General features: G+C 69.3%; 25 protein-coding genes. 16 read left to right on the top strand and 9 right to left on the bottom strand.

Features of this window, described 5'->3' with window-relative positions:
• Positions 1 to 516: 516 nt before the first annotated feature.
• Entirely contained in the window at positions 517 to 711 is a 195-nt protein-coding gene (locus tag ABT294_RS03025) for a DUF5999 family protein (RefSeq protein WP_350803117.1), read from the top strand.
• Positions 708 to 1,190, top strand: a complete 483-nt coding sequence (locus ABT294_RS03020) for an ATP-binding protein (RefSeq protein WP_350803115.1) — start codon at positions 708 to 710, stop codon at positions 1,188 to 1,190. The genes ABT294_RS03025 and ABT294_RS03020 overlap by 4 nt, the downstream gene beginning before the upstream one ends.
• Before the next feature lie 67 nt (positions 1,191 to 1,257).
• Here the strand turns inward: ABT294_RS03020 and ABT294_RS03015 are convergent, their stop codons facing one another.
• Positions 1,258 to 1,869, bottom strand: a complete 612-nt coding sequence (locus ABT294_RS03015) for a hypothetical protein (protein WP_350803114.1) — start codon at positions 1,867 to 1,869, stop codon at positions 1,258 to 1,260.
• Positions 1,870 to 2,094: 225 nt separating this feature from the next.
• Here ABT294_RS03015 and ABT294_RS03010 point away from each other — a divergent pair, with 225 nt between their 5' ends.
• From ABT294_RS03010 to ABT294_RS02985, 6 genes are all read left to right on the top strand, one after another.
• On the top strand, positions 2,095 to 4,497 hold the full coding sequence (locus ABT294_RS03010; RefSeq protein ID WP_350803113.1) for an ATP-binding protein: 2,403 nt from the start codon (positions 2,095 to 2,097) through the stop codon (positions 4,495 to 4,497).
• 103 nt (positions 4,498 to 4,600) lie between these two features.
• Positions 4,601 to 5,446 carry a fumarylacetoacetate hydrolase family protein gene (locus ABT294_RS03005; protein ID WP_350803112.1) on the top strand — a complete coding sequence of 282 codons (846 nt, stop codon included), beginning with the start codon at positions 4,601 to 4,603 and terminating at the stop codon, positions 5,444 to 5,446.
• Between the two features lie 90 nt (positions 5,447 to 5,536).
• A complete protein-coding gene (locus ABT294_RS03000; RefSeq protein ID WP_350803334.1) occupies positions 5,537 to 7,447 on the top strand; it encodes an APC family permease in 1,911 nt (636 codons plus the stop codon).
• A 77-nt stretch (positions 7,448 to 7,524) separates the two neighbouring features.
• Positions 7,525 to 9,177 carry a 2,3-epoxybenzoyl-CoA dihydrolase gene (gene boxC, locus ABT294_RS02995; RefSeq protein WP_350803111.1) on the top strand — a complete coding sequence of 551 codons (1,653 nt, stop codon included), beginning with the start codon at positions 7,525 to 7,527 and terminating at the stop codon, positions 9,175 to 9,177.
• Between the two features lie 4 nt (positions 9,178 to 9,181).
• A complete protein-coding gene (boxB, locus tag ABT294_RS02990) occupies positions 9,182 to 10,591 on the top strand; it encodes a benzoyl-CoA 2,3-epoxidase subunit BoxB (RefSeq protein WP_350803110.1) in 1,410 nt (469 codons plus the stop codon).
• Between the two features lie 297 nt (positions 10,592 to 10,888).
• On the top strand, positions 10,889 to 11,152 hold the full coding sequence (locus tag ABT294_RS02985; protein WP_350803109.1) for an NUDIX hydrolase: 264 nt from the start codon (positions 10,889 to 10,891) through the stop codon (positions 11,150 to 11,152).
• Between the two features lie 595 nt (positions 11,153 to 11,747).
• Here ABT294_RS02985 and ABT294_RS02980 read toward each other — a convergent pair.
• Together ABT294_RS02980 and ABT294_RS02975 are read right to left on the bottom strand one after the other, a co-directional pair.
• Positions 11,748 to 13,058 (bottom strand): serine hydrolase domain-containing protein, encoded by a 1,311-nt coding sequence (locus tag ABT294_RS02980; RefSeq protein ID WP_350803108.1) that lies wholly within the window; start codon positions 13,056 to 13,058, stop codon positions 11,748 to 11,750.
• A 120-nt stretch (positions 13,059 to 13,178) separates the two neighbouring features.
• Complete coding sequence (locus ABT294_RS02975; RefSeq protein ID WP_350803107.1) at positions 13,179 to 14,177, bottom strand: NAD(P)H-dependent flavin oxidoreductase; 999 nt, start codon at positions 14,175 to 14,177, stop codon at positions 13,179 to 13,181.
• 94 nt (positions 14,178 to 14,271) lie between these two features.
• On the opposite strand from ABT294_RS02975, the gene ABT294_RS02970 reads away from it, so the two are divergent.
• Entirely contained in the window at positions 14,272 to 14,619 is a 348-nt protein-coding gene (locus ABT294_RS02970) for a winged helix-turn-helix transcriptional regulator (RefSeq protein WP_350803106.1), read from the top strand.
• Here ABT294_RS02970 and ABT294_RS02965 read toward each other — a convergent pair.
• The gene (locus tag ABT294_RS02965; protein ID WP_350803105.1) at positions 14,594 to 15,235 is read right to left on the bottom strand and encodes a hypothetical protein; all 642 of its coding nucleotides are present in this window, start codon (positions 15,233 to 15,235) and stop codon (positions 14,594 to 14,596) included. The genes ABT294_RS02970 and ABT294_RS02965 overlap by 26 nt on opposite strands.
• Positions 15,236 to 15,553: 318 nt before the next feature.
• Between ABT294_RS02965 and ABT294_RS02960 the strand changes: the two genes are divergently transcribed.
• From ABT294_RS02960 to ABT294_RS02945, 4 genes are read left to right on the top strand one after another with little or no spacing between them, the layout of a single operon-like run.
• Positions 15,554 to 16,690, top strand: coding sequence for a tyrosine-type recombinase/integrase (locus tag ABT294_RS02960; protein WP_350803104.1), 1,137 nt, complete (start codon positions 15,554 to 15,556; stop codon positions 16,688 to 16,690).
• The gene (locus ABT294_RS02955) at positions 16,687 to 17,016 is read left to right on the top strand and encodes a helix-turn-helix domain-containing protein (RefSeq protein ID WP_350803103.1); all 330 of its coding nucleotides are present in this window, start codon (positions 16,687 to 16,689) and stop codon (positions 17,014 to 17,016) included. The genes ABT294_RS02960 and ABT294_RS02955 overlap by 4 nt, the downstream gene beginning before the upstream one ends.
• A complete protein-coding gene (locus tag ABT294_RS02950) occupies positions 17,013 to 19,421 on the top strand; it encodes a hypothetical protein (RefSeq protein WP_350803101.1) in 2,409 nt (802 codons plus the stop codon). The genes ABT294_RS02955 and ABT294_RS02950 overlap by 4 nt, the downstream gene beginning before the upstream one ends.
• Before the next feature lie 34 nt (positions 19,422 to 19,455).
• Entirely contained in the window at positions 19,456 to 19,821 is a 366-nt protein-coding gene (locus ABT294_RS02945) for a hypothetical protein (protein WP_350803099.1), read from the top strand.
• Here ABT294_RS02945 and ABT294_RS02940 read toward each other — a convergent pair.
• On the bottom strand, positions 19,815 to 20,345 hold the full coding sequence (locus tag ABT294_RS02940) for a TFIIB-type zinc ribbon-containing protein (protein WP_350803098.1): 531 nt from the start codon (positions 20,343 to 20,345) through the stop codon (positions 19,815 to 19,817). The two genes, ABT294_RS02945 and ABT294_RS02940, sit on opposite strands and share 7 nt — an antisense overlap.
• A 146-nt stretch (positions 20,346 to 20,491) precedes the next feature.
• Entirely contained in the window at positions 20,492 to 20,929 is a 438-nt protein-coding gene (locus ABT294_RS02935; protein WP_350803097.1) for a VOC family protein, read from the bottom strand.
• Between the two features lie 183 nt (positions 20,930 to 21,112).
• Between ABT294_RS02935 and ABT294_RS02930 the strand changes: the two genes are divergently transcribed.
• On the top strand, positions 21,113 to 22,162 hold the full coding sequence (locus ABT294_RS02930; protein ID WP_350803096.1) for a helix-turn-helix transcriptional regulator: 1,050 nt from the start codon (positions 21,113 to 21,115) through the stop codon (positions 22,160 to 22,162).
• 316 nt (positions 22,163 to 22,478) lie between these two features.
• Entirely contained in the window at positions 22,479 to 22,655 is a 177-nt protein-coding gene (locus ABT294_RS02925; RefSeq protein WP_350803095.1) for a hypothetical protein, read from the top strand.
• A 189-nt stretch (positions 22,656 to 22,844) separates the two neighbouring features.
• Here the strand turns inward: ABT294_RS02925 and ABT294_RS02920 are convergent, their stop codons facing one another.
• Positions 22,845 to 23,423: a helix-turn-helix domain-containing protein gene (locus ABT294_RS02920; RefSeq protein ID WP_350803094.1), complete on the bottom strand. Its 579-nt coding sequence runs from the start codon at positions 23,421 to 23,423 to the stop codon at positions 22,845 to 22,847.
• A 145-nt stretch (positions 23,424 to 23,568) separates the two neighbouring features.
• Here ABT294_RS02920 and ABT294_RS02915 point away from each other — a divergent pair, with 145 nt between their 5' ends.
• Positions 23,569 to 24,384 carry an alpha/beta fold hydrolase gene (locus tag ABT294_RS02915; protein WP_350803093.1) on the top strand — a complete coding sequence of 272 codons (816 nt, stop codon included), beginning with the start codon at positions 23,569 to 23,571 and terminating at the stop codon, positions 24,382 to 24,384.
• Positions 24,385 to 24,469: 85 nt separating this feature from the next.
• Here the strand turns inward: ABT294_RS02915 and ABT294_RS02910 are convergent, their stop codons facing one another.
• Together ABT294_RS02910 and ABT294_RS02905 are read right to left on the bottom strand one after the other, a co-directional pair.
• Positions 24,470 to 25,216 (bottom strand): enoyl-CoA hydratase/isomerase family protein, encoded by a 747-nt coding sequence (locus ABT294_RS02910; RefSeq protein ID WP_502911941.1) that lies wholly within the window; start codon positions 25,214 to 25,216, stop codon positions 24,470 to 24,472.
• 51 nt (positions 25,217 to 25,267) lie between these two features.
• Positions 25,268 to 26,152, bottom strand: coding sequence for a PaaX family transcriptional regulator (locus ABT294_RS02905; RefSeq protein WP_350803090.1), 885 nt, complete (start codon positions 26,150 to 26,152; stop codon positions 25,268 to 25,270).
• Positions 26,153 to 26,215: the final 63 nt, after the last annotated feature.

The raw sequence follows: 26,215 nt of genomic DNA, 5'->3' as shown, positions 1-26,215 counted from the left end.
TGACCCTACATGATCGGATGCCGCTAAGGGCGGTTCAGTGTAGTTCGCGGACCTCGAACGGCGTGCCATCGAAGGTGCCGGACAGTGCGGGCCGCTCGTGCGCGGTGAACGCCTCCCACGCCAGCTCCACCCGGTTCACCCGCCCGTCCGGGGAACCGGGGCCTGGACGCTGAGCGAGGCCGTGGCCCTGCCCTCCGGCGTGAGCGCGATCTTCCCGCTCACCGCCACTCCAGGCACGAAGGCGGCCTCGTTCAGCGTGATGAACCCGTTCCCGAAGGCGACGCGCCCGCCCCGCAGCCCCGGCTGGTCCGTCAGCCGGAGGGAGGAACTCGCCCTGGGAGCAGGTTCCTACGCCAGCCACGCGGGAGTTGGCCTCGCCGACCATCGGCACCACTACCTACGTAGGAAATAGGTACCGATATGGGGATTTCTCACGTCCCCCGTAGGTGGGTTGTGAGGAAGGGTGACGAGAACAGGAATCTCCACCACTGGAAGTGAGGATCGAAGGTACGAGCCATGTGCCAGCACCAGCCCCCATGTCCGCCCGCGGATGCTCCCAACCGCGAGGCAGCGCGTCTCGTGGCGTACCACCCGGAGCAAGGATGGGGTCTGCTCTGCAACGGGGTGGTGTGCTTCGACGACGCCGGGGAACTCCTGCCCGACGGACGCAGCATCCCCGCCTGCACCTGCACCTCCGGACGTGCGGCATGATCGCACGACTCTGGGGCAGGTTCGTCGCCCTGCTGAGCGGCCACCCCGTCGTACCCCATCGTGCCTCGTGGACGTTCGCGGCCAAGCCCGTCTCCATCCCCCGGGCGCGCAGGCTGACGCGCGCCCAGCTGGAGGCGTGGGGCTTCGACGGCCAGAGCGAGGTGGCGGAACTGCTGGTCACCGAGCTGACCACGAACGCGATGCGGCACACCCGAACCACCTTCCGGCTGAGCCTGTCGGTCGAGGACGGCCTGCTGCGCTGCGAGGTCGAGGATGCCGACCCGCGGCTGCCGTTCGTGCGGACGGCCCGCCTGGACGACGAGAGAGGGCGCGGGCTGCACCTGGTGGACATGCTGGCCTGCTGCTGGGGCGCCGAGCCCGCCGGCCCGGGGAAGATCGTCTGGTTCGAGCTGCCCGCGCTCGTCCTCCCCGCGTTGAGCCCGTGCCGCCCCGCGTTGAAGGCCTACGAGCCATCCTGAGCCCCCACCCCAGGGAACGCCGGGGCCGAGCCGGTCACCGATCGGCCCCGGCGTTCTTCTAACGTGCTCACGCGCCGGGCGAGTACAGCCACGGCTCGCGCAGGTCGACGTAGGCGGGCCGGCCTTCGAACAGGCCCATCCACTCCTCCAGCGGGCCGCGCAGCTCGGGCGGGGGCTGCTTGCGCTCGCCTTCCCTGGCCTCCTTCTCGGAGGTGAAGTAGGCGGTCTCGGTGTATCCGTCGGCCTCGTGCAGGGCGATGATGCCGCCGATGAGGTCGGGCCGGAAGGCGGCCAGATCCCGCTCGGTGCGGCGGACGATCTCGCTCATCCGCTCAGGATCGCGGGTCCGCCCCTGGATCACCTGGACGAACCCCGCCGAGTCGGATCCGCCGTCCAGATACTGGTGGACCCGGACGCAGTCATGGAAGACGACCTCCCCGGCGAACAGCTTCGCGGTCTCGATCCACCACTGGGTCTGCTCGGGACGGTCGGCGTTGCGCTGTGCCGCCTCTCGCGACGCGAAGCGCACCACGGCGACGAACTGGCCGTCCTCCGTCAGACCCGCCGTCGTGCCGAGCCAGCCGGGCGCCCCCGGCGACAGTTCGCGGGCCCACCGGCCCAGGGCCGACCGCAGCTCTCCGGCGTCGGCCGGCCGACCTTGAATGAGCTGGATGAACATCACGCCTCCCCCTTGAGGCCCTGTGGCCTCACCGCCCACGCTAGGAGCGCCACCTTCAAGGTCGGGACGCCGAGCGCCCATACCATGTCAAACTTCGCACCCGCCTCAGGCTGCGGGCCGGTGAGCACGGCGCCGCACGGGAAACGGCCTTCGCATAACCTGAATAATGAGGGTCCGAATCCAGCATCACGGTGACCGGCTGGACGGGCCGTCACGAGGCGGCTGATGACATCTGTTACAGGCACCTCCAAGCGGCAGCAGACAGGCAGCCTGCCCGCCGAGGTGACGAGTTTCGTGGGACGTCGGCACGAGGTGGCCGAGGTCAAGCAGCTGCTGTCCGGTTCACGCGCGGTGACCCTGACCGGAATGGGCGGGGTGGGCAAGACCCGGCTGGCCCTGCGCGTCGCGAACGAGGTGCGGCGGGCGTTCCGCGACGGCGTGTGGCTGGTCGAGCTCGCCGCGCTGGAGAGCCCTGACCTGCTTGGCCAGGCCGTGGCCGAGGCTCTGGAGATCCGCGATCACAGCGTCGACCCCGTCCTGCAGATTCTCATCGAACACCTGCGGGACAAGCAGGCGCTGATCGTCCTGGACAACTGCGAACATCTGGTCGAAGAGTCCGCCATCCTGGCCGAGACGCTCCTGCGCTCCGCCCCCGAGCTGCGCATCCTCGCCACCAGCAGGCAGGCGCTGGGCATCGCCGGTGAACAGGCCCTGCCCGTACCGACCCTCGCGCTGCCGGACCTCGAAGGGGCCCGGCCGTCCGTCGAGTCGCTCATGCAGTTCGACGCGGTGCGGCTGTTCACCGAGCGCGCCAAGGCCGTGCTGCCGACGTTCGCCATCACCGAGGACAACCAGAGCCTGGTGACCCGGATCTGCCGCCGGCTGGACGGCCTCCCGCTCGGGATCGAGCTGGCGGCCGTCCGGCTGCGGGCGCTGTCCGTCCAGCAACTGCTCGATCGGCTGGACGACCGGTTCCGGCTGCTCACCGCCGGATCACGGGCGACGCTGCCCCGCCACCAGACGCTGCGCGCGCTGATCGACTGGAGCTACGGCCTCTGCTCGGACAAGGAACGGCTGCTGTGGGAGCGGGTGTCGGTGTTCGCCGGCGGCCTGGACCTGGACGCGGCGGAAGCGGTCTGCTCCGTCGACGGCATCGACCACGACGAGGTCGTCGACCTGGTGATCGGCCTGGTGGACAAGTCCGTCCTGATCAGGGAGGAACACCGGGTGGGCGGCGTCCGGTACCGGCTGCTGGAGACCATCCGGCAGTACGGACGCGACTGCCTCGTCGCGTCCGGCCAGGAGGCCGCGATGAAGGCGCGGCACCGCGACTACTACCGCGACCTCGCCGCTCAGGCGCGGCAGGAGCTGTTCGGACCGTCGCAGGTGGACTGGTTCAACCGCTTGCAGCTGGAACACGCCAACCTGCGGGCCGCGCTCGAACACTGCTTCAGCGAACCGTCGGAGGTCAGGTCCGGCCTCACCATGGCCACGGACATGCTCTACCACTGGATCACCAGCTACTACCTCGGCGAGGGCCGGCGCTGGCTGGACCGGGGGCTGGCCGCCGACACCGACCCCACCCGGGCGCGCGCGCAGGCGCTGTGGGCCAACAGCTGGCTGGCCATCATCCAGGCCGACATCACCGCCGCCACGACGATGCTGGACGAGAGCCGCCGCATCGGCGAGCAACTGGAGGACGACTCGGTCCGCGGGTACGTGTCGCTGTACTGCGGCATGATCGCCATGTACGGCGGCGACGCCGAATCCGCGATCAAGCTCTACGAGGAGGCGCTGTCGCGGCTGCGGGCCGTCGGAGACCCCGTGGGCATGGCCCTCGCGCTCATCCGGCTGTCACTCGCGCACTCCTACCTGGGCGACTCGGCCCTCGCGATCTCCCTGGGCGACGACTGCCTGGCCGTGTGCGACTCGTACGGGGAGGGCTGGCACAAGGCGTACACGATGATGGCGCTCGGCGTGGAGGTCTGGCGGCAGGGGGCGGCCGAGCGCGCGATCGACCTGGAGAAGCAGAGCCTGGCCGTCAACCGCTCGCTGGACGATCCGCTGGGCGTCGGGGTCAACCTCGAGGTGCTGGCCTGGGTCGCGGCGACACAGGGGAACTTTCGGCGGGCGGCGCGGCTGCTGGGAATCCTGGAGACCCTCTGGCGTTCGATCGGCGCGCCCCTGTCCGGTTACGGGCATCTGGTTCAGTATCACGACGAATGCGAGCTCCGTACGCGTACGGCGCTGGGGGAGTCGACGTTCAACACCGTGTTCCGGCAGGGCGCCCGGCTCAGCTACGACGACGCGATCGCCTTCGGGCTGCACGAGGAGATGCCCGGCGAGGCGCAGGCCGCGAGGGGCGGCCCGGGGGCGAGGAAGGACGCGGCGCCGCTCACCCGGCGGGAGACGGAGATCGCCGGGCTCGTCGCCCAGGGGATGAGCAACAAGGAGATCGCAGCCGCGCTGGTGATCGCCCAGCGCACGGCCGAAGGGCACATCGAGCACATCCTGAACAAGCTGGGCTTCAACTCGCGCGCCCAGATCGCCGTGTGGGTGGGCGAGCAGGCCCGAGCCGTGGACGACGAGCCGGCGTCCCACCAGACTCCCGGCGACAGCGGAGCTTGAGGGTGACGCCGTCAGGCGCTCGCTGATCGGCGGCGACACGGGAAGCGTGAGCCCGGCGGCTACCTTGGATGGCAGACCTTTCGCCCCCGACAGGAAGGCACCCATGCATCTCGTCCGCTGCGCAGGCTCCGCCCGCTGGGCCGTCCGCACCGAAACCGGCGACCGTCCCCTGCCTGACGGCTTCTCGCTCGGCGATGCGCTCTCCGCCGACCTCGGCCACTTCCGCGACCTGCTGGAGAGCGCGTCCGGCGAGCTCGGCGAGGTGTCGCCCGCCGCGCCCGTGGACCCCGACACCGAGGTGTGGGCCGCCGGGGTCACCTACCGGCGCTCCCGCGAGGCCAGGGTCGAGGAGAGCACCCAGCCCGACATCTACCAGCGGGTCTACGAAGCGGAGCGGCCCGAGCTGTTCTTCAAGTCGGTGGGGTGGCGGGTCCGCGGCCCCGGCCGGACGATCGGCGTGCGCCCCGACTCCACCTGGGACGTTCCCGAGCCCGAACTGGCCGTGGTGGTAGCGGCCAGCGGCGAGATCGTCGGCTACACCGTCTGCGACGACGTCAGTTCCCGCTCGATCGAGGGGGAGAACCCGCTGTACCTCCCGCAGGCCAAGATGTACCTGGGGGCGACCGCGATGGGTCCGGGGATCCGCCCGGTCTGGGAGGTCGCCGACCCGTACGACCTCGGGATCGCGATGTCCATCTCCCGTGGCGGCGAGGTCGCCTGGTCGGGGTCCGCGAGCACGGCCGACCTGCACAGGCGCGTCGAGGAGCTGGTGGAGTACCTCTTCGTGGCGGATCGGCACCCCCGCGGAGTGATCCTGTCGACCGGCACCTGCCTGGTGCCGGGCCAGGAGTTCACCCTGCTTCCCGGCGACCGGGTGGAGATCGGCATCGCCGAGATCGGCGTCCTGGTCAACGAGGTCGTCCCGGTCGGGAAGATCGAACTGCCGTGATATTGACCGGTTCTTGACGCTCTCACCAGCCGTTTCCCCCTCCTGGCGTGAGTAAGGTGCCTTGCGGCCTTTGATGTGGGGGTGGCCGGAATGGTGCTGGCGGGGCGGCCGGGGCCGACGGAAGGAACGCTGCGATCGTGGCTGTTGGAGGGCCTGCAGACCGACCGTAAGCAGATCGAGCAGGGCCCGCACGTGAAGCACTCATGGTGGCGGGTGATGTGCCTGACCGGTGTGGACTACTTCTCCACGCTGGGTTACCAGCCGGGGATCGCCGCGCTGGCGGCCGGGCTGCTGTCGCCGCTGGCCACGCTGCTCCTGGTGGCGCTGACGTTGCTGGGGGCGCTGCCGGTCTACCGGCGGGTGGCCGCGGAGAGCCCGTACGGGCAGGGCTCGATCGCGATGCTGGAGAAGCTCGTCCCGCAGTGGTGGGGCAAGTTCTTCGTGCTGGCCCTGCTCGGGTTCGCGGCCACCGACTTCGTCATCACGATGACGCTGTCGGCGGCCGACGCCACCGCGCACATCCTGGAGAACCCGTTCGTCCCCGGCTTCCTGCAGGGGCAGCGGGTGCTGGTCACGCTCGTCCTGCTCGCGTTGCTCGGCGGGGTGTTCCTGATGGGGTTCACCGAGGCGATCGGCATTGCGGTCGTGCTCGTCTTCGTCTACCTCGGGCTGAACGCGGTGGTGGTGACCGCGGCGATCGTGCACGTCCTGGAGATGCCGGGCGCCGTCGTGAACTGGAAACAGGCGCTGACGACGAGCTACAGCAGCCCGCTGGCGATGATCGGGCTGTCGCTCCTCGTGATGCCCAAGCTCGCGCTGGGCATGTCCGGGTTCGAGACCGGCGTGGCGGTGATGCCGGTGGTCAAGGGCGACATCCAGCAGCGGATCCACGGCGCCAGGAGGCTGCTGACCACGGCCGCCGTGATCATGAGCGTGTTCCTGATCTCCTCCAGCTTCGTGACCACGGTGCTCATCCCGCACCAGGAGTTCGCGGCAGGCGGCAAGGCGAACGGGCGCGCCCTGGCTTACCTGGCGCACGGCTACCTGGGCAACTGGTTCGGCACCGCGTACGACGTCAGCACGATCGCGATCCTCTGGTTCGCGGGTGCCTCGGCGTTGGCGGGGCTGATCAACCTGGTGCCGCGCTACCTGCCCCGGTACGGCATGGCGCCGGAGTGGACGGGCGCGGTGCGCCCGCTCGTGCTGGTCTTCTCGGTCATCGGGTTCGCCATCACGATCATCTTCCGGGCGAGCGTGGACGCGCAGGGCGGCGCGTACGCGACCGGCGTGCTGGTGGTCATGCTGTCGGCCGCGGTCGCGGTGACCCTCTCCGCCAGGGACAAGGGCCAACGCGGGGCCATGGCCGGGTTCGGCCTGATCGCGGCGGTCCTGGCGTACACACTGGTCGACAACGTCATCGAGCGTCCCGACGGGGTCAAGATCGCCTCGTTCTTCATCGCGGCCATCATCGTCACGTCGCTGATCTCGCGGGCCACCCGCTCCACTGAGCTGCGCGTCACCGACGTGCGCCTGGACCCGCTGGCGGAGGAGTTCGTCAACGAGGCGTGCGGCGACATCCACCTGATCGCCAACGAGCCGCAGGAGCGCGACCAGCGCGAGTACAACGACAAGATCCGCGAGACCTGGATCAACCACCGCCTGCGCAGCTCCGAGCCGATCATGTTCGTCGAGGTGTCGGTCCCGGACGCCTCGGAGTTCGAGACCGAGCTGCACGTCCAGGGCGATGAGCGGTACGGGCACAAGATCCTGCGCCTCGAGAGCTCGGCGGTGCCCAACTCGCTGGCCGCGCTGCTGCTCTACCTGCGCGACCGCACCGGCGGCGTGCCGCACATCTACTTCCACTGGGCCGAGGGCAACCCGATCCTGGCCATGCTGCGCTACGTGGTCTTCGGCGGTGGAGACGTGCCACCGGTGACGCGCGAGGTGCTGCGCCAGGCCGAGCCCGTCCCGGAACGCAGGCCGCACGTCCACGTCGGCTAGAAATACTACAGTCCATTGACGTCGCGAGACGAGCGTGTCGAGAATGAGGAGGGAGCGCAGACCAGGAAGGCGGCGTGATGTCCGTTACCGAAGCCGTGGCGGCGCCCGAGGTGTCCTTCGACACCGACCCCGCCCGCTACCGCCACCTCCGGATCGAGCTCGACGGCGAGATCGCCCGCCTGGTCCTCCAGGTGGACGAGGGCGGCGGGCTGAGGCCGGGCTACGAGCTGAAAGCCAACTCCTACGACCTGGGCGTGGACATCGAGCTGTACGACGCGGTGCAGCGGCTCCGCTTCGAGCATCCCGAGGTCCGCGCGGTCGTCGTCACCGGCGGCCTGGAGAGGGTGTTCTGCGCGGGCGCGAACATCCGCATGCTGGCGAGCTCGCCGCACGCCTGGAAGGTGAACTTCTGCAAGTTCACCAACGAGACCCGCAACGGCATCGAGGACGCGACCGAGAACTCCGGGCAGACCTACCTCGCCGCGGTGAACGGCACGGCGGCCGGTGGCGGCTACGAACTGGCCCTGGCCTGCGACCGGATCATCCTGGTCGACGACGGCTCGTCGGCGGTGTCCCTGCCGGAGGTGCCGCTGCTGGCCGTGCTGCCCGGCACCGGCGGGCTCACCCGGCTGGTCGACAAGCGCGGGGTGCGCCGCGACCTGGCCGATGTCTTCGCCACCAGGAGCGAGGGCGTGCGCGGGACCACCGCCGTCGCCTGGCGGCTGGTGGACGAGGCCGTCCCCCGCAGCCGCTTCGAGGCGACCGTGCGGCAGCGCGCCGCCGAGGCCGCCGCCCGCTCGGACCGTCCCGCGGACGCCAAGGGGATCGCGCTCACACCGCTCCGCCGCGAGCAGGACGCCGACACGATCACGTACTCGTCGGTCAGGGCCGAGCTGGACCGCCCGTCCGGGCTGGTGACGATCACGGTCAGCGGCCCGCGCGAGGACGCGGCCGCCGTCCGCGAGCTGAACGCCGGATTCTGGCCGCTGGCGATGACCCGCGAGCTGGACGACCTGATCCTGCGGCTCCGCACCAACGAACTGGAGCTGGGCACGTGGGTGATCAGGACCGAGGGCGACCCCGATCGCGTCCTGTCCTACGAGCCGCTCCTCGACGGCGACGGCTGGCTGCCGCGCGAGATCCGCCACTACTACAAGCGCACGCTCAAACGGCTCGACGTCACCAGCCGCAGCCTGATCGCGCTGATCGAGCCTGACAGTTGCTTCGCCGGGCCGCTGCTGGAACTGGCCCTGGCCTGCGACCGCCAGTACATGCTGGACGACCAGGAAGGCGAACCGGCCCGGATCATCCTCACCGGGTCCGCCAACTTCGGGACGTACCCGATGGCCAACGGCCTGTCCAGGCTCGCCACCCGTTACCACGGCGACCCCGACCGGCTGGCCGGGCTGCGCCAGGAGACGGGCCGGGCGATCGACGCCGCGGAGGCGCTGGAGCTGGGCCTGGTGACGTTCGCCCCCGACGACCTCGACTGGGACGACGAGATCCGCATCGCCCTGGAGGAACGCGCCGCGCTCAGCCCCGACGCGCTGACCGGCATGGAGGCCAACCTGCGCTTCGCCGGACCCGAGACCCTGGAAACGAAGATCTTCGCACGGCTCACGGCGTGGCAGAACTGGATCTTCAACCGTCCCAACGCCTCCGGCCCTGACGGCGCCCTGCGGCGCTACGGGACCGGTCAGCGGGCCGTCTTCGACAGGAAGCGGGTGTGACACGATGTCCATCGACTACAGCGAGCGCATCCCCAACAACGTCAACCTCGCCGACGACCGCCGGTTGCAGCGGGCCCTGGAATCCTGGCAGCCCCGTTTCCTGCAGTGGTGGGGCGAGATGGGCCCGACCCTGCCCACCCAGGACGTCTACCTGCGCACCGCCGTGGCGGTCGGCCGGGAGGGCTGGGCCCACTTCGGGCACGTCGCGCTGCCCGAGTACCGGTGGGGGATCTTCCTGGCCGAGCGCGACACCGACCGGCGCATCGCGTTCGGCCAGAACAAGGGCCGCCCGGTCTGGCAGCAGGTGCCGGGCGAGTACCGGGCCGAGCTGCAACGGCTGATCGTGGTGCAGGGCGACACCGAACCGGCCAGCGTCGAGCAGCAGCGCCGTCTCGGGCTCACCGCCCCCTCGCTGTACGACCTGCGCAACCTGTTCCAGGTCAACGTCGAGGAGGGCCGCCACCTGTGGGCGATGGTCTACCTGCTGCACGCCTACTTCGGGCGTACGGGACGGGACGAGGCCGAAGCCCTCCTGCTCCGCAACTCCGGCAGCGAGGACTCCCCGCGCATCCTGGGCGCGTTCAACGAGGAGACCCCCGACTGGCTGTCGTTCTACATGTTCACCTACTTCACGGACCGCGACGGCAAGTACCAGCTCGGCACCCTGAAGGAGTCGGCGTTCGACCCGCTCAGCCGTACCTGCGAGTTCATGCTGAAGGAGGAGGCCCACCACATGTTCGTGGGCACCACCGGCGTGGACCGCGTGGTGGAGCGGACCGCCCAGCTCATGCGGGACCACGACACCGACGACATCCGGAAATTTGGCGGTATACCGCTCAATATCATCCAGAAGTACATCAACTTCCACTACAGCGTGAGCTTGGACCTGTTCGGCGGCGAGACCTCGACCAACGTGGCGAACTACTACACCGCCGGCCTCAAAGGACGCTGGCAGGAGGAACGCCGCAAGGACGACCACCAGCTCACCGAGGCGACCGCCGCTATCCAGCAGGTGGAGAACGGCCGCCTGGTGGACGTCCACGTGCCGGCGCTGACAGCGCTCAACGCCGACCTGCGCGCCGAGTACGCCGCCGACTGCCGCAACGGCGTCACCCGCTGGAACCGCATCCTCGCCGACCACGGCGTGGACACCAGGCTGAGCCTGCCGCACCTCGGTTTCAACCGCCACGTCGGCGCCTTCGCCGCCCACCACCTCACCCCAGACGGCCGCCTGGTGGACCAGGCCACCTGGGAGGCGGGCAGGCCACGCTGGCTGCCGACGGCCGACGACAAGCTCCACGTCCAGTCCCTGATGCGTCCCGTCTACGAACCGGGCAAAATCGCAGCCTGGGTCGCCCCACCCCGCAACGGCATCAACGGCCAGCCCTTCAACTACGAGTACGTCCACTTCTGAGACTTTTCCGGGCACAAAGGCCTTCGCAAGCGGCGCTTCGCGCCCATCAGCTCAGGCGTCCTTCCAGTCGGGCCAAGGCCCGACCCCTGTTGGGCCTCACTTCGCTCGGGCGCTCTCTTGGAGCGCAGGTTTCGCCTGCGCTCACCCGCTAACTGGGGAAGCCTGGCCCTGAACGGAGCACTATCTGTCTTCCGAGAGGATCGAATCCTTGGCACGCCCAGGCATCAGCGTCGTTCTGCATCAAGAGACAGCGACGGGCTCTGAGGCTCGCCCGGCTTCCAGAAGGCTCGTCGATGGATGCTCTCAACCCTGCTTACCAAGAGGATGGGGCGGACGGGCGTCTACAAGAACATGACCCGCGGCATCGTGGCCCTGGTCTTCCGCTGCAAGGTCATCGGTGGCGACCTCACCGAAACCACCGAAACCCGCTCTTTCCGGTGGGCCGCCGCCGACGAGGTCCGCGCGCTCGCAACCGAGGCGTTCGCCGTCCGCGTCCTGGACGCCATGCAAGGCGACCACACGCCGGCCATTCGCCACCACGACGGCACGCATCTGCTCTGATCGGGCGAGCGATCAACCTCTGCCCAGCTGTACGAATGGCGAATGCTCCGCTGCGAGTGCGCGGCGCGCGCTATTCGTCGGTGGGGTGGCAAGCCTCGACGTGAGGCGGAAATCGACCCAGACGTGCCGGTAGGTCACGCTCTCCTCCACGCGACCAGGCGGCAGGTTGGCCCGGTCGCTGCCGGAGCCGGACTCGTGGCCGGGGGAGCCGTCGAATGCGACGTGTGTCCGCGGCACCTCGTCGAAGCGGAGCTCGTCCGCCTTCACCGTGGCGGTGATGACGGTGTCCGGCCGGGGTGCCGGCTCCCGCCGTGGGCGTTCATGCGGGTCTCTCCGGTTGTCGGATCGGCTGAGAGCGCCTGGTCCGTTCGCGCTCGGTCTCCCAGCGGAGACGACGTCGGGCGGGCTTGCCCGCACGATCGGCACGCTTGGCCGTCCTCTTCGCCACTGGCTCCGGTCACGTGCGGAAGTCGACCATCACATGCAGGGCCTCCGCGCGTGTGGACGGGCCACGCCGAGCTTGGTGAGCTCGGCGTGGCCCGGTTCACGCTCTGTTTGATGCGCGACGTAGGGAGTCCAGCCTCAAGGGCCCCGTCTACTGAGCCGGCTTGGCCTCATCAGCCGACCCGGCCTGCCCGTCGCAGAACACCGTCCTGACGAGGTTGTTCAACGCCTTCGGGAACTCCGTTGCCACGTCCACTGCGGCGTCGCCGCTGGTGATCGAGGCGGTCAGGGTCTTCTTGCCGTCGGGCGTGCTGTACATCAGCGCCCCGTAGCCGTTGTTGCTGCCGTTGTGGTTGAGGATGATGCCGTCGCAGTTCGGGCCGGTGTCCAGTACGTACAGTCCGAGGCCGTAGCTGCCGAAGAGGCCGGCGCTCTTCGGGTGCGGCTTGCGCATCTCGGCCAGCAGTTCGGCTGAGATGAGCTTGCCGTCATTCAGCGCGGAGAAGTACGTCTGGAGATCCTCGGTGGTCGAGATCATCTCACCGGCGCCCGAGATCCAGGAGGGGTTCTGGCGGGTGACGTCGATCACCTTCCACTGGCCAGGGGCGTCTTCGTAGCGGTAGTAGGCGTGGGCGTACGGCGCGGGCATATCCGAGCGGGCGCCCGGCACCACGGTGTGCTTCAGATTGAGCGGTCCCAGGATCCGCTGCTTCATCTCCGTGGCGTAGGAGTGGCCGGTGACCTTCTCGATCAGCAGCTTGGCCAGCACGTAGTTGACGTTGGCGTAGCTCCAGCTCGTCCCCGGCTCATACTTCGTCGGCTTGGACAACGACAGCCGTACAAGTTCGTCGTCCTTGTAGGTGTGGAACCGCTTGGCCACCCACTCCTTGCCCTGCCAGGGGATCAATGAGACCGGCTTCCCGTCGGGGTCGAAGTCGAAGGTGTAGTCGAACAGCCCGCTGGTGTGCTGCAGCAGCATCCGCACGGTGATCCGCCGGTCCAGCTTGTACTGGGGCAGGTAGTCGGCCACCGGGTCGTCCAGCTTGATCTTGCCGTCGTCCACCAGTTTCAGCACCAGGGTCGCGGTGAAGTTCTTGGTGGTGCTGCCGATCCGGAAGTGTCCGTTCGTCGGCGGCTTGGCGCTCGTGCTCAGCTTGCGCACGCCGGCGCTGCCGACCCACTGGCCTCGCTCATCGTTCACGCGCATCTGCACCCCGGCGAAACCGGCGTCGACGAATGCCTGGATGGCCTTCTGCAGTTCCGGGCGATCCTGCCCGGCAGCAGCGGCGGCATTCGACACGGCCCTGCTGTCTGCGGCGGCCACCCCGGATGTGGCCGCCCCGCCCAGCAGGGCGGCCGCCAGCGTCGTGGCGACCCCCACGCGCCGGAAGACCCGCATACGGCCACTATTAACGATCTTGTCTGTGCGCAGCCCCGAGGCCGCAATCTCCGAACCGTTCATGGCATCCACCATCACCGACCGTCCTGACACCGAGCCGTTGCGGCACTGACACGGCCGCTGATACGACACCGCAGCAGACCTGCTCGCCGCCGGGACCTCCGCCGGTCCGGCCGGCATGGGCTATCTGGTGGCTTCGCTGAGCAGGCGCCCGGCTTGAGAGGCGATCGTCGTCACGATCTGCCCGGCCGGGGCCTGGCCGTGGATGAGGCCGACCGTCTGACCGGCGTAGAGAGCCAAGGCCGCGGGATCTCCGGTCATGCCGGGGACGGGAATCATGTCGCCGTAGCGCAGGTGGGTACGGCCGTGGGCGTCGGTGGCGACCACCTCTCTCTCACCGGGCCGGTGCGGGGCCGCCGGGCATCCGGCGGCCTCCCACCTGGCGATGGTGGCGTTGCGGATGGTCCGGTGAGGAGCGTTCGGCCAGCCGCCGTCGAAGCAACGGGTGTGTACGGCGTCCTGTCCGGCCGCGTCGACTATGGCCTGGCGGTAGACCTGATGGGTGGCTGCCTCTTCGGCCGTCAGGAACCGCGTGCCCAGCCAGCCCGCCTGAGCGCCCAGGGCGAGCACGGCGGCCAGTCCGCGCCCGTCGCCGATGCCGCCGGCGGCGATGACCGGTACCGCTCCTACCGCGTCCACCACCGCTGGGATGAGCGCCATCGTGGTGATCTGGCCTCGGACGTGTCCTCCGGCCTCCCAGCCCTGCGCGACCACGATATCGACGCCCGCCTGCACGGCCGGCTTGGCCTCCTCCACTGAGCCGACGGTATGCAGGTGGAGCGCGCCCGCGTCATGCACGCGCTCGGTCACGATGGCCGGGTCGCCCCAGAAAGTGGAAATGATCGTCACGCCTTCGTCCAGGCACGCGCCCAGAAGATCGTCGATCGGAAACTCCAGCACAAGGTTCGCGCCGAACGGCCGCTTTGTGCGGCTTTGGACCTGTCGGATCTGCCGGCGTGCTTCCTGTTCGCTGACCCAGGTCAGCGCCAGCATCCCCAGCCCTCCGGCGTTCGAGACGGCCGCGACGAGTTCAGGCGTGACGGCCGAGCCGACCGGGGCCTGAACGATGGGCAGGTCGATGCCCAAGCGGTCGCATACGGGCGTTACCAGCGCGTTCGACATTCCACCCTCCAGTCAACGCTTCTGTTTTCGAAGCGCCTTGGGATGCTATCGTTTCGGAAACAGAAGCACCAGACAGATTGCCGAGACGACGACTGTGGCGACACCCAGGCCGGGCCGGCCGGTCCGGGGCTCCCGCACAGGCCGGCCCCTCATGGCCGCGCTCGACCTGTTCGGGAGGCGCTGGAGCCTGCAGATCGTCTGGGAGCTCCACGACGGCCCGTCAGGCTTTCGCCCGCTACAGCAGCGCTGCGACGGCATGTCCTCCAGCGTGCTGCGCCAACGGCTTCTCGAACTGGCCGAGGCAGGCCTGATCCGCCAAGCGGACGACAGGCGCTACGCCCTCACATCCCTCGGCGAGGACGCGTACCAGGCGCTGCGCCCTCTCGTGCAATGGTCCCAGCGATGGGCCGACACGCTCACCGACCACGACCCCGGCGAGTAACGCCGCCTACCGTCGCGGGGCCGTCCTGGCGGCGCGATTCCACGGCGAGGTCGCGGGGCGAGGTGGTGCGGCGGCGGTAGTAGTGCACGGTCACCAGGGCGAGCAGGGGGCTCCAGGCGGCCAGCGGCCAGTACGTGACGTTGAAGATCACCGTCTGCCAGCCGTGCGTGACCATCCCGCCGGGATCCCCGTTGATCTTCATCCCGAAGCTGATCATGATCATCGCGTACGGAAAGATCAACAACGCGAGGGCGCCGAGGCCGGCGGGGATGACCGCGGCCATGACCGGCACCCGGCGGCCACCCAGAACCGGTATCCAACGCGGCCACGCCTCGCCCCACTCGCTGACCAGTCCGACGGCGAGGAAGGCGGCCGCCTCGCTGACCACGCTGAGCAGCAGGATGTACCACCACCCGCCGGCCAGCCCCTCCAGGTCGCCGCCGGAAGGCGTGGTGTCGACTTCCAGCAGCGGCGCGTTGAAGATCATGGCGGCGATGCGCCACAGGCCGGAGGGCAGGACGACCAGCGGGATGGCGTAGGCGGCCAGCACGGCCCAGCGGGGCACGTCTGCCGCGGTCCGGCCATGCAGCCTGCGCCAGAGGGTGTGCGCGGCCATGGGGGTTCTCCTCGAACGACGTCACGGATTGACTCCTTCGAGGATCACACTCGTCCCCAGGGGGTGGCCTCCCTCGCGCGAGGGAGACCACCCGGCCGCGTGAGCATCCCGGCGTCCGCATCGTCTGCCGTGACAGGGCAGGGGCGTACGCCAACCCTCAGGAATTGCATCAGACGGGCGAGAAGCGGCAGGTCGCCAGGTCGCCGGAAGGTCAAGCGGGGCTTCCAGAGGCCTTGGTCTTGGCTGCTTGAGCAGTGAGTTTGCCAGAATGATCCCGTCTGATGCAAGATATGCTCTCCAGAAGGGACGGTCTGGAGAGTGCAGCAGCGGAGGGTCGAGCTCGCGGGAGCGGCTCACATGGAGCTGGTCTCGGGTGTCGTTCAGTTGCGTCCTGAGGACGCGATGGTCGAGGCGATGCTCCGGGGTTGGCGTGCTCAGCAGACGGCGCGAGGGTTGAAGGAGGACACGATCGTGCCGCGGGAGCGGCTGGTGCGGCGCTTCCTGGAGTTCACCAACGACTATCCGTGGGCCTGGACGCCCGGCCACATGGACGAATGGTCATTGAGCCTGACGGCCGAGCTTCACCTGGCTCCGTCCACCATCCGCAGCTTCCAGTGCACGATCCGGCAGTTCACCGAGTTCCTGATCGACGGCCGCTACGGCTGGGCTGTCGCCTGTGAGCGGGAGTTCGGGCCCGGACAGCATCCGGTGGCGATCGCGCACGAGTGGAACACGATCGCGCACCTCAACGACTACGAGGGCAATCCCGAAGCGCGTCCGTTCACCCGCGCCGAGTTGCAGAGGTTCCTGGACTACGCCGACGACCAGGTGGACCGGGCGGTGAACTCGAAGCGCAAGGGCGCGCTGGCCGCCTACCGGGACGCCACCCTCTTCAAGGTCATTTACGGGTGGGGGCTGCGACGGACCGAGACGTCCAAGCTCGATCTGGTCGACTTCGGCCGGAACCCGGCCGCGCCAGAGTTCGGTCCGTACGGCATGCTGAATGTCCGCTATGGCAAGGCCAAGCGCGGCCAGCCTCCGCGGCGGCGGAACGTCGCCTCGGTGATGGACTGGGCGGTCGAGGCGGTCGCCGACTACGTCGAGAACGTCCGACCTCGATTTGGATGCAAGGACCATCCGGCTCTGTGGGTAACCGAACGCGGTGGCCGGGTGAAGCCGGCCGAGATCAACGCCAGGTTCGTCGCCTACCGTGACGCGCTCAAGCTGCCGGTTGCCTTGGTGCCCCATTCGCTCAGGCATTCTTACGTGACCCACCTCACGGAAGATGGGGTCGACCGCAGGTTCATCCAGGCTCAGGTCGGCCACGAGAATGACAGCTCGACGGCCGTATACACCCACGTCAGCGACGCCTTCATGAACGCTGCGCTGCGGCGTGCCCTCGCTCCCGCGCTCGGGGCCGAGAACGGTGACTCTGGACGGAAGGGACGACGATGACGGCCAAGCTCGACTACCGGTGGCATCTGCGGCAGGTCATGGCCACCCGGGACATGTTCTCGACCACGGACCTGCTCGCGCCGCTGGCCGAACGGGGCATCAAGCTGTCGTCCTCCCAGGTCTATCGCCTCGTGGTCGATCGTCCCGAACGGCTGAGCCTGAAGATCCTGATGGCGCTGCTGGACATCCTGGACTGCACGATGGAGGAGCTCATCGAGCCCATGCCGGTCGCCGGGCAGGCTAAGAAGACCAAGGTGGTCGGCGGGGAGGCCGGGGTCGGAGAACTGCGGCCCAAACGGGCCCGCATCGCACCGGCCGGCGAATGAACGTCGTCCTTGAGGCCGAGGCCATCGCCGATCCGATCGGCCTGGTCGTCCGGCTCGTGACCGGCATCAAGCCGACGTTGACTGCCGAAGCCGTCCGGCAGGAGGTCGCCAAGGTCGCAGGTGGGCGAGCCAAGAGCCGACGCCTCGCTCAGAACCTCCTGACCGATCCGACGCTGCTCACCGGCGGCGGGCCTCCCGTTCCGTGGTCGGTAGGCCAGTTGCTGCTGGGCTTGCGCGCCGCGGGCGCGACAGCCGTCGCGGCGCCCTGCTGCGGCGAATGCGGCCGGACTGTCTCGTACTTGATCAGCCGGAAGGGGTGCGTGATCTGCTCGCCTTGCCGGGACAAGCCCGAGACCTGCGCCAAGTGCGGGGAGGAACGACGGGTCTGCACCCGGGACCGACACGGCCGCCCGCGCTGCGAGCACTGCCCCGACCTCGACGGCGACCCGGTGCGGCTGCTCACCCTCCTGGTCGCCGAACTCGAGTCCGCCCTCAACGACCGGATCGTGCTCGATGCTCTCGAACGGGCTACCGTCCGCCCCGCCGGACAGAGGCGCCTGGCCTGGGCCGTCCTGGACAACCCCGAGCTCCTCACCGGAGCAGGCTCCCTCGCCCCGGCGCCCGCGGTGCTGCGGTTCATCGACGAGCTAATCAAAGCCGGGGCGACGAAGGTCCTTCCGCCGTCATGCCCGCGCTGCCAGCGGGTCGTCGCACTCTCCAAACAGCTCGATGGGCAGCGGATCTGCCGGAACTGCTTCGCCAAGACCAGAGCCGTTCCGTGTTCACGCTGCGGCGGCGTCCGGGAACCCGCGGCCCGAGACGCCGACGGTGGACCCCTGTGCCCCAACTGCCTGGTCAACGACCCGATCAACCTTGAGGACTGCTCCGGCTGCGGGCAGCGCCGCCGCGTCGCGGCCCGCACCGTCGCCGGCCCGTTCTGCCAGAACTGCCGCCCTCGACCGATCATGACCTGCGGGATCTGCGGCCGTGAGGCGCACTGCGAGATCTCCCGCGCCACCGGCCAGCCGTGGTGCGAGAATTGCCAGCACCGGTGGATGCGATGCAGCGGTTGCGACACCACCGCCCAGCTTCGCGGCGGTACGCTCGATCAACCCCTGTGCGCGAGATGCGTCAACCCCGACCCCGACTTCTGGGATCGATGCCCGATCTGCGAGACAACCTGGGTTCTCAGCGTCCGGCCTTGCCAGCGCTGCCTCCTCGGCCAGGACATCCGGACCCTCCTCGCGGACGAGGGCGGTCGCATCGCAGACGATCTGGTGTCTCTGGAGCGAGCGCTGACCAAGGTCGAGCGGCCCGACGTCGCCATGGCTTGGCTGAGACGCCCCCAGGTCCGGGAGCTCCTCACCGGGATCGGCCGTGACTCGCGAAAGATCTCCCACGACACGCTCGACGAGCTGCCGTCCAGCAAGACGCTTGACCACCTACGCAGCGTTCTCGTGGCCAGTGGATCGCTGCCGGAACGCGACGAACGGCTCGTCGGGCTGGAACGATGGACGGCCACCACGCTCGCCGCCCGCACCGACCCCAACGAACGCAAGATCCTGCACGCCTACGCGGTCTGGCACCATCTGCGGCGGCTGCGTCGACGGCTCAACGGAGCCCGCGCCACCCACCTGCAATGCCTCAACGTCCGCTCCCACGTCACGGCCGCGGCTAACCTCCTCGACTGGTTGAGCGGCACCGGCCTCACCCTGGCGACCTGCACCCAGGCCGACCTCGACCGATGGGCGACCGACGACGTCAGCTACCGGCACGAGACCGGGCACTTCGTCCGCTGGGCCCTCGGCCACCGGCACGCCCACCACCTCACCTTCCCCGCAGTCCGCTGGCAGGGACCGACCGGCCTCCTCGACAGCGAGAAACGCTGGGACGACGCCCGACGGCTCCTCCAGGACACCAACCTCAAGACCTCCGACCGGGTCGTCGGTCTCCTCCTACTGCTCTACGCACAGAACCTCAGCGCGATCAGCCGCCTCACCACCGAGCACGTCAACGCCCACGGGAACCACGTCGAGCTCCTGCTCGGCACCTCACCAGTCGTCCTCCCCGAACCGCTCGCCGACCTCGTCCTCGAACTGGTCGAGACCCGTCGAGGCAACACCATCCTCAACAAGACCGCCGACACGCCCTGGCTGTTTCCCGGCCGCCGACACGGCCACCCCCTCAGCCCCGACTACCTCGGCCAACGACTCAAGAAAATCGGCATCCACGCCGGCCGCGACCGCTCCACGGCCCTGTTCGGCCTCGCCACCGAGATCCCCGCCGCCATCCTCGCCCGCATGCTCGGCATCCACATCAAGGTCGCCGTCGCCTGGCAACAAGCATCCGCAGGCGACTGGATGACCTACGCCGCCGACCTCAGCCGCCGCACGACCCCTTCATGACCGCGTCACACCATCCCAGCGGAAGAATGTGCTTATGATCGAAATCAACGGGCCGTTCTACCAGGTCAGAGCCGACGGGTTCACTCTGACCATTCCACGCTGGGAAGGACACGCCCCGGAAGACACCCCCGAGGCCGACGCCACGATCACTCTTCCGAACGGCTCGCGCCACTACGCGTCCTTCATGACCCTCGATGCGGTCCAGCAGGTCATGGACCGCCACCGCGACACCGGCGAATGCAGCAGCGGCGCCTACTTTTGGACCACAGACCTGATCATCACGCGTCGGCCGGGGATCCCGGCGATGGTCGACGCCGTTGCCGATCTGATCGCCACGGGAGACCTCACCGCCGCCTGCAGGGCTCTTGATCCCGAACACGACCTGGATGGCGATCAGTAGCCCTCTGCCGGCACGTCGAAGTTCCAGGTGGCCGGGAGATCCCCGTCGCAGACGGCGCACACGAAGGAGCCGTCCTTGACCACGTTGCGCTCGCCGCACTCAGGGCAGCGGCGGAAGACGAACTCGTCGGTGAACCGGCCAGGATGAGCCACCCCAACCCGATCAAGCGCTTCCTCGACCGCAGGCCAGGAACCTGCCTCCGGACAGTAACCCGTCGATTGGTTGCTGACCTCAGCAACCTCCCAACCACCAGGCCCTTGCGCTAAGGCGATCTCACCCGCGCTCAACACCACACCGCCGCCTGCGCACGCCACATGTTCGCTACGCCGCGGCGCCAGCCGAAGGTCCCCCTGCACGTCAACGACGAACGTGAACGGGTTCGCCAACTCGTCTTGGCCGACGACCCCCAACCAGGCAATGAGGTCTTCCGTCGTCCTGATCACTTGGCCAGCAGGGGCGTGCCGCATCGCCGCCAGTATCTCGGCTGGACCGACATAGCGATAAGCCCGCGCCTCGTCTGCCATCACGCGAAGGTAACCCACCCGACAGCAGCGCCGCACCAGGATTGATCACGGTCCATCACGGTGCTCTGGCGACCCATTCGGACAGTTCCGATATCCGACGGTGCCGTCAGAGGGCGCGCGAGTGCTCAGACGCGCCGTGCGGCTGATCAGTCGAGGCAGAACTCGTTGCCCTCGGGGTCGGCCATCACGATGTGACCGGCGCCGAGCGGGGGAGCGGGCTCGTGGCGCTGGAGCCGGGTGGCGCCGTGGGAGACGAGCCGCTCGGCCTCCGCTTCCAGGGCCGCCATCCGCGCGTCGCCGTTGAGCCCGGGGGCGGCCCGCACATCGAGGTGCACGCGGTTCTTGGCCTGCTTGCGCTCCGGCACCCGCTGGAAGAACAGCCGCGGCCCGGAGCCCTCGGGGTCGACCACCGCCGAGGCGTCGTTGCGGCTCTCGGGCGGCACGCCCACCGCCTCCAGGGCCTGCTCCCACGACTCGAAGCCGTTGGGCGGGTCCTGCAGCTGGTAGCCGAGGGCCTCGGCCCAGAACATCGCCAACCCGGCCGGGTCGGCGCAGTCGAAGGTGATCTGGACGTCGCGGGCCATGTCAGCTCGCCTCCCGCCGGGTCTGCTGGTGGGTGTGCAGGTGGATGTCGCGGAGCAGGCACACCTCGGCCAGATGGTGGATCAGCTCACGGTTGATGTGGAGCAAGGTCTGGTTGGTCACGGTCGCTACCCTCCCGCATATAGCGGACAGAGTCGTTCCTAGATCTGTGGAACGATGAGCGCATGACCGTCGAGGCGACGACCGAGCGGGTGCTGCGGCTGCTGGCGCTGCTGCAGCACAGGCCGTCCTGGACCGCCGCCGAGCTCGCCGCCGAACTGCGGGTCACCGACCGCTCGGTGCGCCGCGACGTGGAGCGGCTGCGCGCGCTCGGCTACCCCGTGCACGCGACGGCGGGCGTCGGCGGCGGCTACCAGCTCGGCGCGGGCACCCGGCTGCCGCCGCTGCTCCTCGACGACGAGGAGGCGATCGCGACGGCGGTGTCCCTGCGGCTGGCGTCGGGGGGCACGGTCGCCGGGGCGGGCGAGGCGGCACTGCGGGCGCTCGCGAAGCTCGACCAGGTGATGCCGCCCCGGCTGCGCGCCGAGGTGCGGGCGGTGCACGGCGCCACCGAGACCCTGGTCGGCCCCGGGATCGAGATCGACCCGGAGCTGCTGGTGACGCTCGCGCGGGCCTGTCGCGACGCCGTGCGGGTGTGCTTCCGGTACGCCGGCCGCGACGGCGGGGAGCGCGAGCGCACGGTCGAGCCGGTGCGGATGGTCGCCACCGGCCGCCGCTGGTACCTGATGGCCTGGGACGTCGACCGCGACGACTGGCGCACCTTCCGGCTGGACCGGATGCGCGATGTGGTGGCGACGACCTGGCGCTTCCGGGCGCGGGAGCATCCGGACCCGGTCGCCTACGTGCAGCGGTCCGTGACCGAGGCGCCGTACCGGTATCTCGCCCGGGTGCGGGTGCACGCCCAGTCTGACCGGGTGCGGGAGCTGGTGCCGCCCCAGGTGGGGCGCGTCGAGGACGATCGCGACGGATGGTGTGTGCTCGTCGTCGGCGGGGAGGACCTGGACTGGCTCGCCGTGCACGTGGCCCGGCTGGGCTTCGAGGCGGAGGTGCTGGAGCCTCCGGAGCTGCGGGAGGCGGTCGCCCGGCTCGCCCGCCGCCTCGCGGCGATGGCCTCGACCGTAGCCAACGAACACGGCTCAGACGCTGACAGGCAGCCAGAGGGCCGAGTCGTCGTGGCGTTCGACGCTCAGGTTCCGCGACTGGAGAGTATGTAACAGAGGGTGAGGGGCCGGATACCACCCCGGCCGCCGTCACCGCAGGGCAAAGAGCTCCGCGAAGAGTCAGCGCCGGTCTTCGACAATACCCTCTGCTCGTGACCGAATGCGCAGAGTAATCAAAAGGTGGCTCCAGGGAACTTCTCGGATTTCGTCTCGTGTGGTGACGCACTCGCCTGGATCTTCAGGCGTACAGTTCTTGCATCGACAATCTGTAGTCGGGCACTTACCAACCGTCGCAATACGGACATTGTCGATATAGCTCCGCGAAGCAGTCAAATGGGGGCCCTCCCCGCGTCTGAAAGGGGGCAAATCAATGTCCCAGCTGCCTCTTCTGTACGCCGCGTCCGTCATCATCGCCGTTCTGTGGCTGACCTACTACGCGATCCGGCGACTCTCCGCTGTCGCGCCGACGACGATCGCCGCCGTCATCACGTCCCTGGCCGCACTTCTCACCGCCACGGCGCACCTGCTCGGCCTCCTGCCCGTGTAACGGCGTCCGGCGGTCACGTACCGTGCGGAAGCCGGCCTGGCCCTTCTCGGCCACGGGGCCAGGCCACTTCGGGGGCCGTGCGAGCCCACTCGGGCACGCTGCTCCGGCGGTCGAACCAGGCGCTCGCCGCAGTTCAACGGCGCCTGCGCTTCGTTCGGTCCGGCGGCCCGTTCGGCTGGTTCGAGATCGTCATCTGGCGTTCTCGTTACCGGCTGTGGTCGGGAAAGGCTGTTCGGTGGGGAACACGATCGGGCTGAGCAGGTGAGGCGAGCGATCCGGCGTGGGCTGGTTGTTCGCATGGGATAGGAGTATCTCGCGCAGCTGATCGATGATCTCGGTGAGCTCGTCCTTGCTGAGCCAGAGCGTGAGCTGTCGGTACCCCACGGAGTCGGCGACCGGGTCGGCGTCGTCTCGATCGAGATAGGCGTTGAACTCGGCGAGCAGGGCCGCCATGGCCGCGAGGAACCCTCGACGGTGGTCCTCCGGCGACATCGACGCAGCCATGTCGGCGTCGATCGCGGCCCGCTCCCAGTTCAGCCGGTAGCTGCGTTCCACAACTCCGCGTACCCGCTGTTCGCCGTCCACCGTCAGGACGCCTGCGTCGGCCAGCAGGCCGACATGGCGGTAGAGGCTGGTCCGCGAAACGTCGGGTAGCCGAGCGGACAACTGCGTGGGCGTGAGCGTTCTCCTGCCGGACATGGCGTGCACGATACGGAGCCGCAGCGGGTGCAGGAGCAGGTTGACCGAGTCCACGCTCAATGATCCCACATCTGGTACTGTTCCCAAAGTTGGGACTATTGCTGAGTGCTGGGAGAAAACCGTGACGCCTGTTGCCGCGCCGCCGCTTGGGGAGCTCTATGACGTCGAGGGGCGTCGGCTACTGCTGCACCGCTCGGGTACTGGAGGCCCGGCCGTGGTGTTCCTGCCCGGAGCCGGTGTGGTCGGCCTGGACTTCCTGAACGTCCATGATCTCGTTGCCGAGGTCGCCACAAGCGTGCTCTACGACCGGGCGGGAACGGGCTGGAGCGATCACGCCGAGCTGCCCCGCAGCGCCGCCGAGGTCACCGACGAGCTCCGGAGCTTGCTGCGCGCCGCCGGCGTGCCCGCCCCCTACCTGTTGGTCGGCCACTCCCTGGCCGGGGTCTACGCCCGCCATTACGCCCAGCGCTTCCCTGAGGAGGTGGCCGGCCTGCTCCTCCTCGACCCCTACCACGAGGACAACACCACCCGCATGCCCCAGCAGGTGCTCGAGATGCAGGAACACCTGAAGAACCAGCCCATGCCGGAGCCGACCGAGGAGATCATCGAGCTCTTTCGCGGTCTGTTCGAGCAGAAGCTGGCGCGGTGGCCCGAGGCGGTGCGCGAGCCGCTCATCGAGCACCATCTCACCCACTGGCGGACCGGCATGCGGGAGATGGAGAACCTCGATGAGGTCGGCGACGAACTCCGTCGCGCAGGACAGGCGCCTGACGTGCCCCTGATCGTCCTCTCCGCGATGGGGGACGATCCTGCCCGCGCGGCGCAGGTGCCCGAAGAACTCGAGCGCGAGATCAACGATGTCAAACTCGCGCTGCACGCCGAACTCGCCCAGGCGGCGCCACGCGGTGAACACCGCGTGCTCGACGACGCCGGGCACAATTGGATGCACGTGGACCGCCCGGATGCTGTCCTCCACGCCATCCGCGACCTGCTCGACCAGGCTTCGCCAGCGGGTCACGGTCCGGCCTGAGCGGCCTGCTGGAAGTGCGGCTCCGAACACCTTCGCGCGAAGCGCGGCCACTGCGTGGGGCCATGCCCTACGTCCCCGGGCGGCCTCAGCGATCGGAACGTTTGGGGCGGTTGAGGAAGGCGGTCATGCGCTGGCGTTTCTCGTCGGTTTCGAAGAGGACGGCCTGGGCGACGTCGTCGAAGCGCGGGTGCGCGCCCGGCGGGGCCGCCAGGGCCAGTTTGGTCAGGCGTAGCGCGAGGGGCGCGCCGGTGAGGATGCGGTCGGCCCACCTGGCGGCGGCGTCCAACAGGTCCTCCTCCGGCACCAGTTCGTTGACCAGCCGCACCTCGGCGGCTTCGGCGGCCGACAGGACGCGGCCCGCCAGCAGGACCTCCTTGGCCAGCGGTTCGCCCACGAGTTCGCGCAGCCGCCAGCAGGCTCCCGCCGCGGCCATGATGCCGAGACCTGTCTCCGGGTTGCCGAAGCGGGCACGCGGGGTCGCGAGGCGGAAGTCGCAGGCGTAGGCGAGCTCGGCTCCGCCACCGAGCGCGGGGCCGTCGACGGCGGCGATGGTCGGCAGCGGGAGCCGGGCGACGCGGTCGAACAGGCCGCTGTTGATGCCCGCGAGCGCGTCCTCCCGGCCGCGTTCCCGCAGCTCTCGGAGGTCGGCGCCGGCCGCGAACACGCCCGGCGCGCCGGTGAGCACCAGCACGCGGGGGTCGCGTTCCAGGTCGGCGCAGACCTCGTGCAGGTCGGCCACCATGGCGGCGTCGATCGCGTTGCGCACGTGTGGCCGGTCGAGCCGGACCAGCAGGCGGCCTGGCGCCGCTTCGATTCGCAGGGTGCCGTTCACGAGGGTCATGCTACAAGTTGTTGACGCTACATGGGGGAATCGTGGAACGTGCTATGCGGACTGGGCGTCGGCGTGACTTACAGGCTCTGTCGCGGGCGGAGACAGGGTGCGCCAGTGGCGTTGGGCGGGTTCGTGCCAGGCGTGGTGCAGGTCGGCGAAGACGTTGGCCGCGCGGACGCCGATCCAGCCGGGCGGCAGCAGGTCCAGCGGCAGCTGCGGGTCCAGCATGGGGAAGCGCCGCCACTCGTGCACCAGGCGGATCTGGGCGAGCAGCGTGGCGTCGCCCGGTTCCGGACGCAGCCCCGCGAACTCCTGGATGAAGCCCTCGTAGTCGGCGGCCAGCTCGTCCAGGTGCCAGGCCTGCTCCACCAGGGTGCGCTCGGAGCCGATGCCGCCGTACGGGCCGTTGAAGGACAGGGCGCCCACGTCCAGGCCCAGCTCGGTCACGACCTGCTTGGCCTCGTCCTCGCGCGAGGTGTGCGGGCTCACCCACACGCCGGGCGCGGGGCTGCCGAAGCCCGCCCACGTCAACCGGGTGCGCAGCTGGTGGCGCAGTTCGCGCCTGCTCTCCGGGACGGTGACGACGAGCACCACCCACCGGCCGTCCCAGGAGTCGCGGTCGCGGCCGAAGGAGTAGATGCGCTCGGCCCCCTCGGTGAGCAGGACGCGCCCGGGACGCGTCAGTGACCAGCGGACCCGGCGCCCCGACCGTTCGGCGACGATCCAGCCGTCGGCCGCCATCCTGGCCAGCGCCTGCCGGGTCGACTTCTCCTCCACGCCCAGGCCGCCGAGGACGTGCAGCAGCGTCGACGTCCACGCCGGCTCGCCGTCCGGCAGCACGTACTCGCCGAGGACGGTGAGCAGCAGCGACCTGGCGCTCCCCGACCCGGCCTGGTGGCGGCGGGAGTAGGACGGCTGGACGGGCTCGCGGGGCATGACCGGCGGGGTCTCCTCTCGTGGCTTCTACCGGCAAGTATTCCATGAATGCTACAGGTCATT

The organism is Nonomuraea sp. NPDC000554, assembly GCF_040300065.1.
GTDB lineage: Bacteria > Actinomycetota > Actinomycetes > Streptosporangiales > Streptosporangiaceae > Nonomuraea.
The sequence above is the reverse complement of the archived record's forward strand: the minus strand, read 5'-3'. Positions and strand labels throughout refer to the sequence as shown.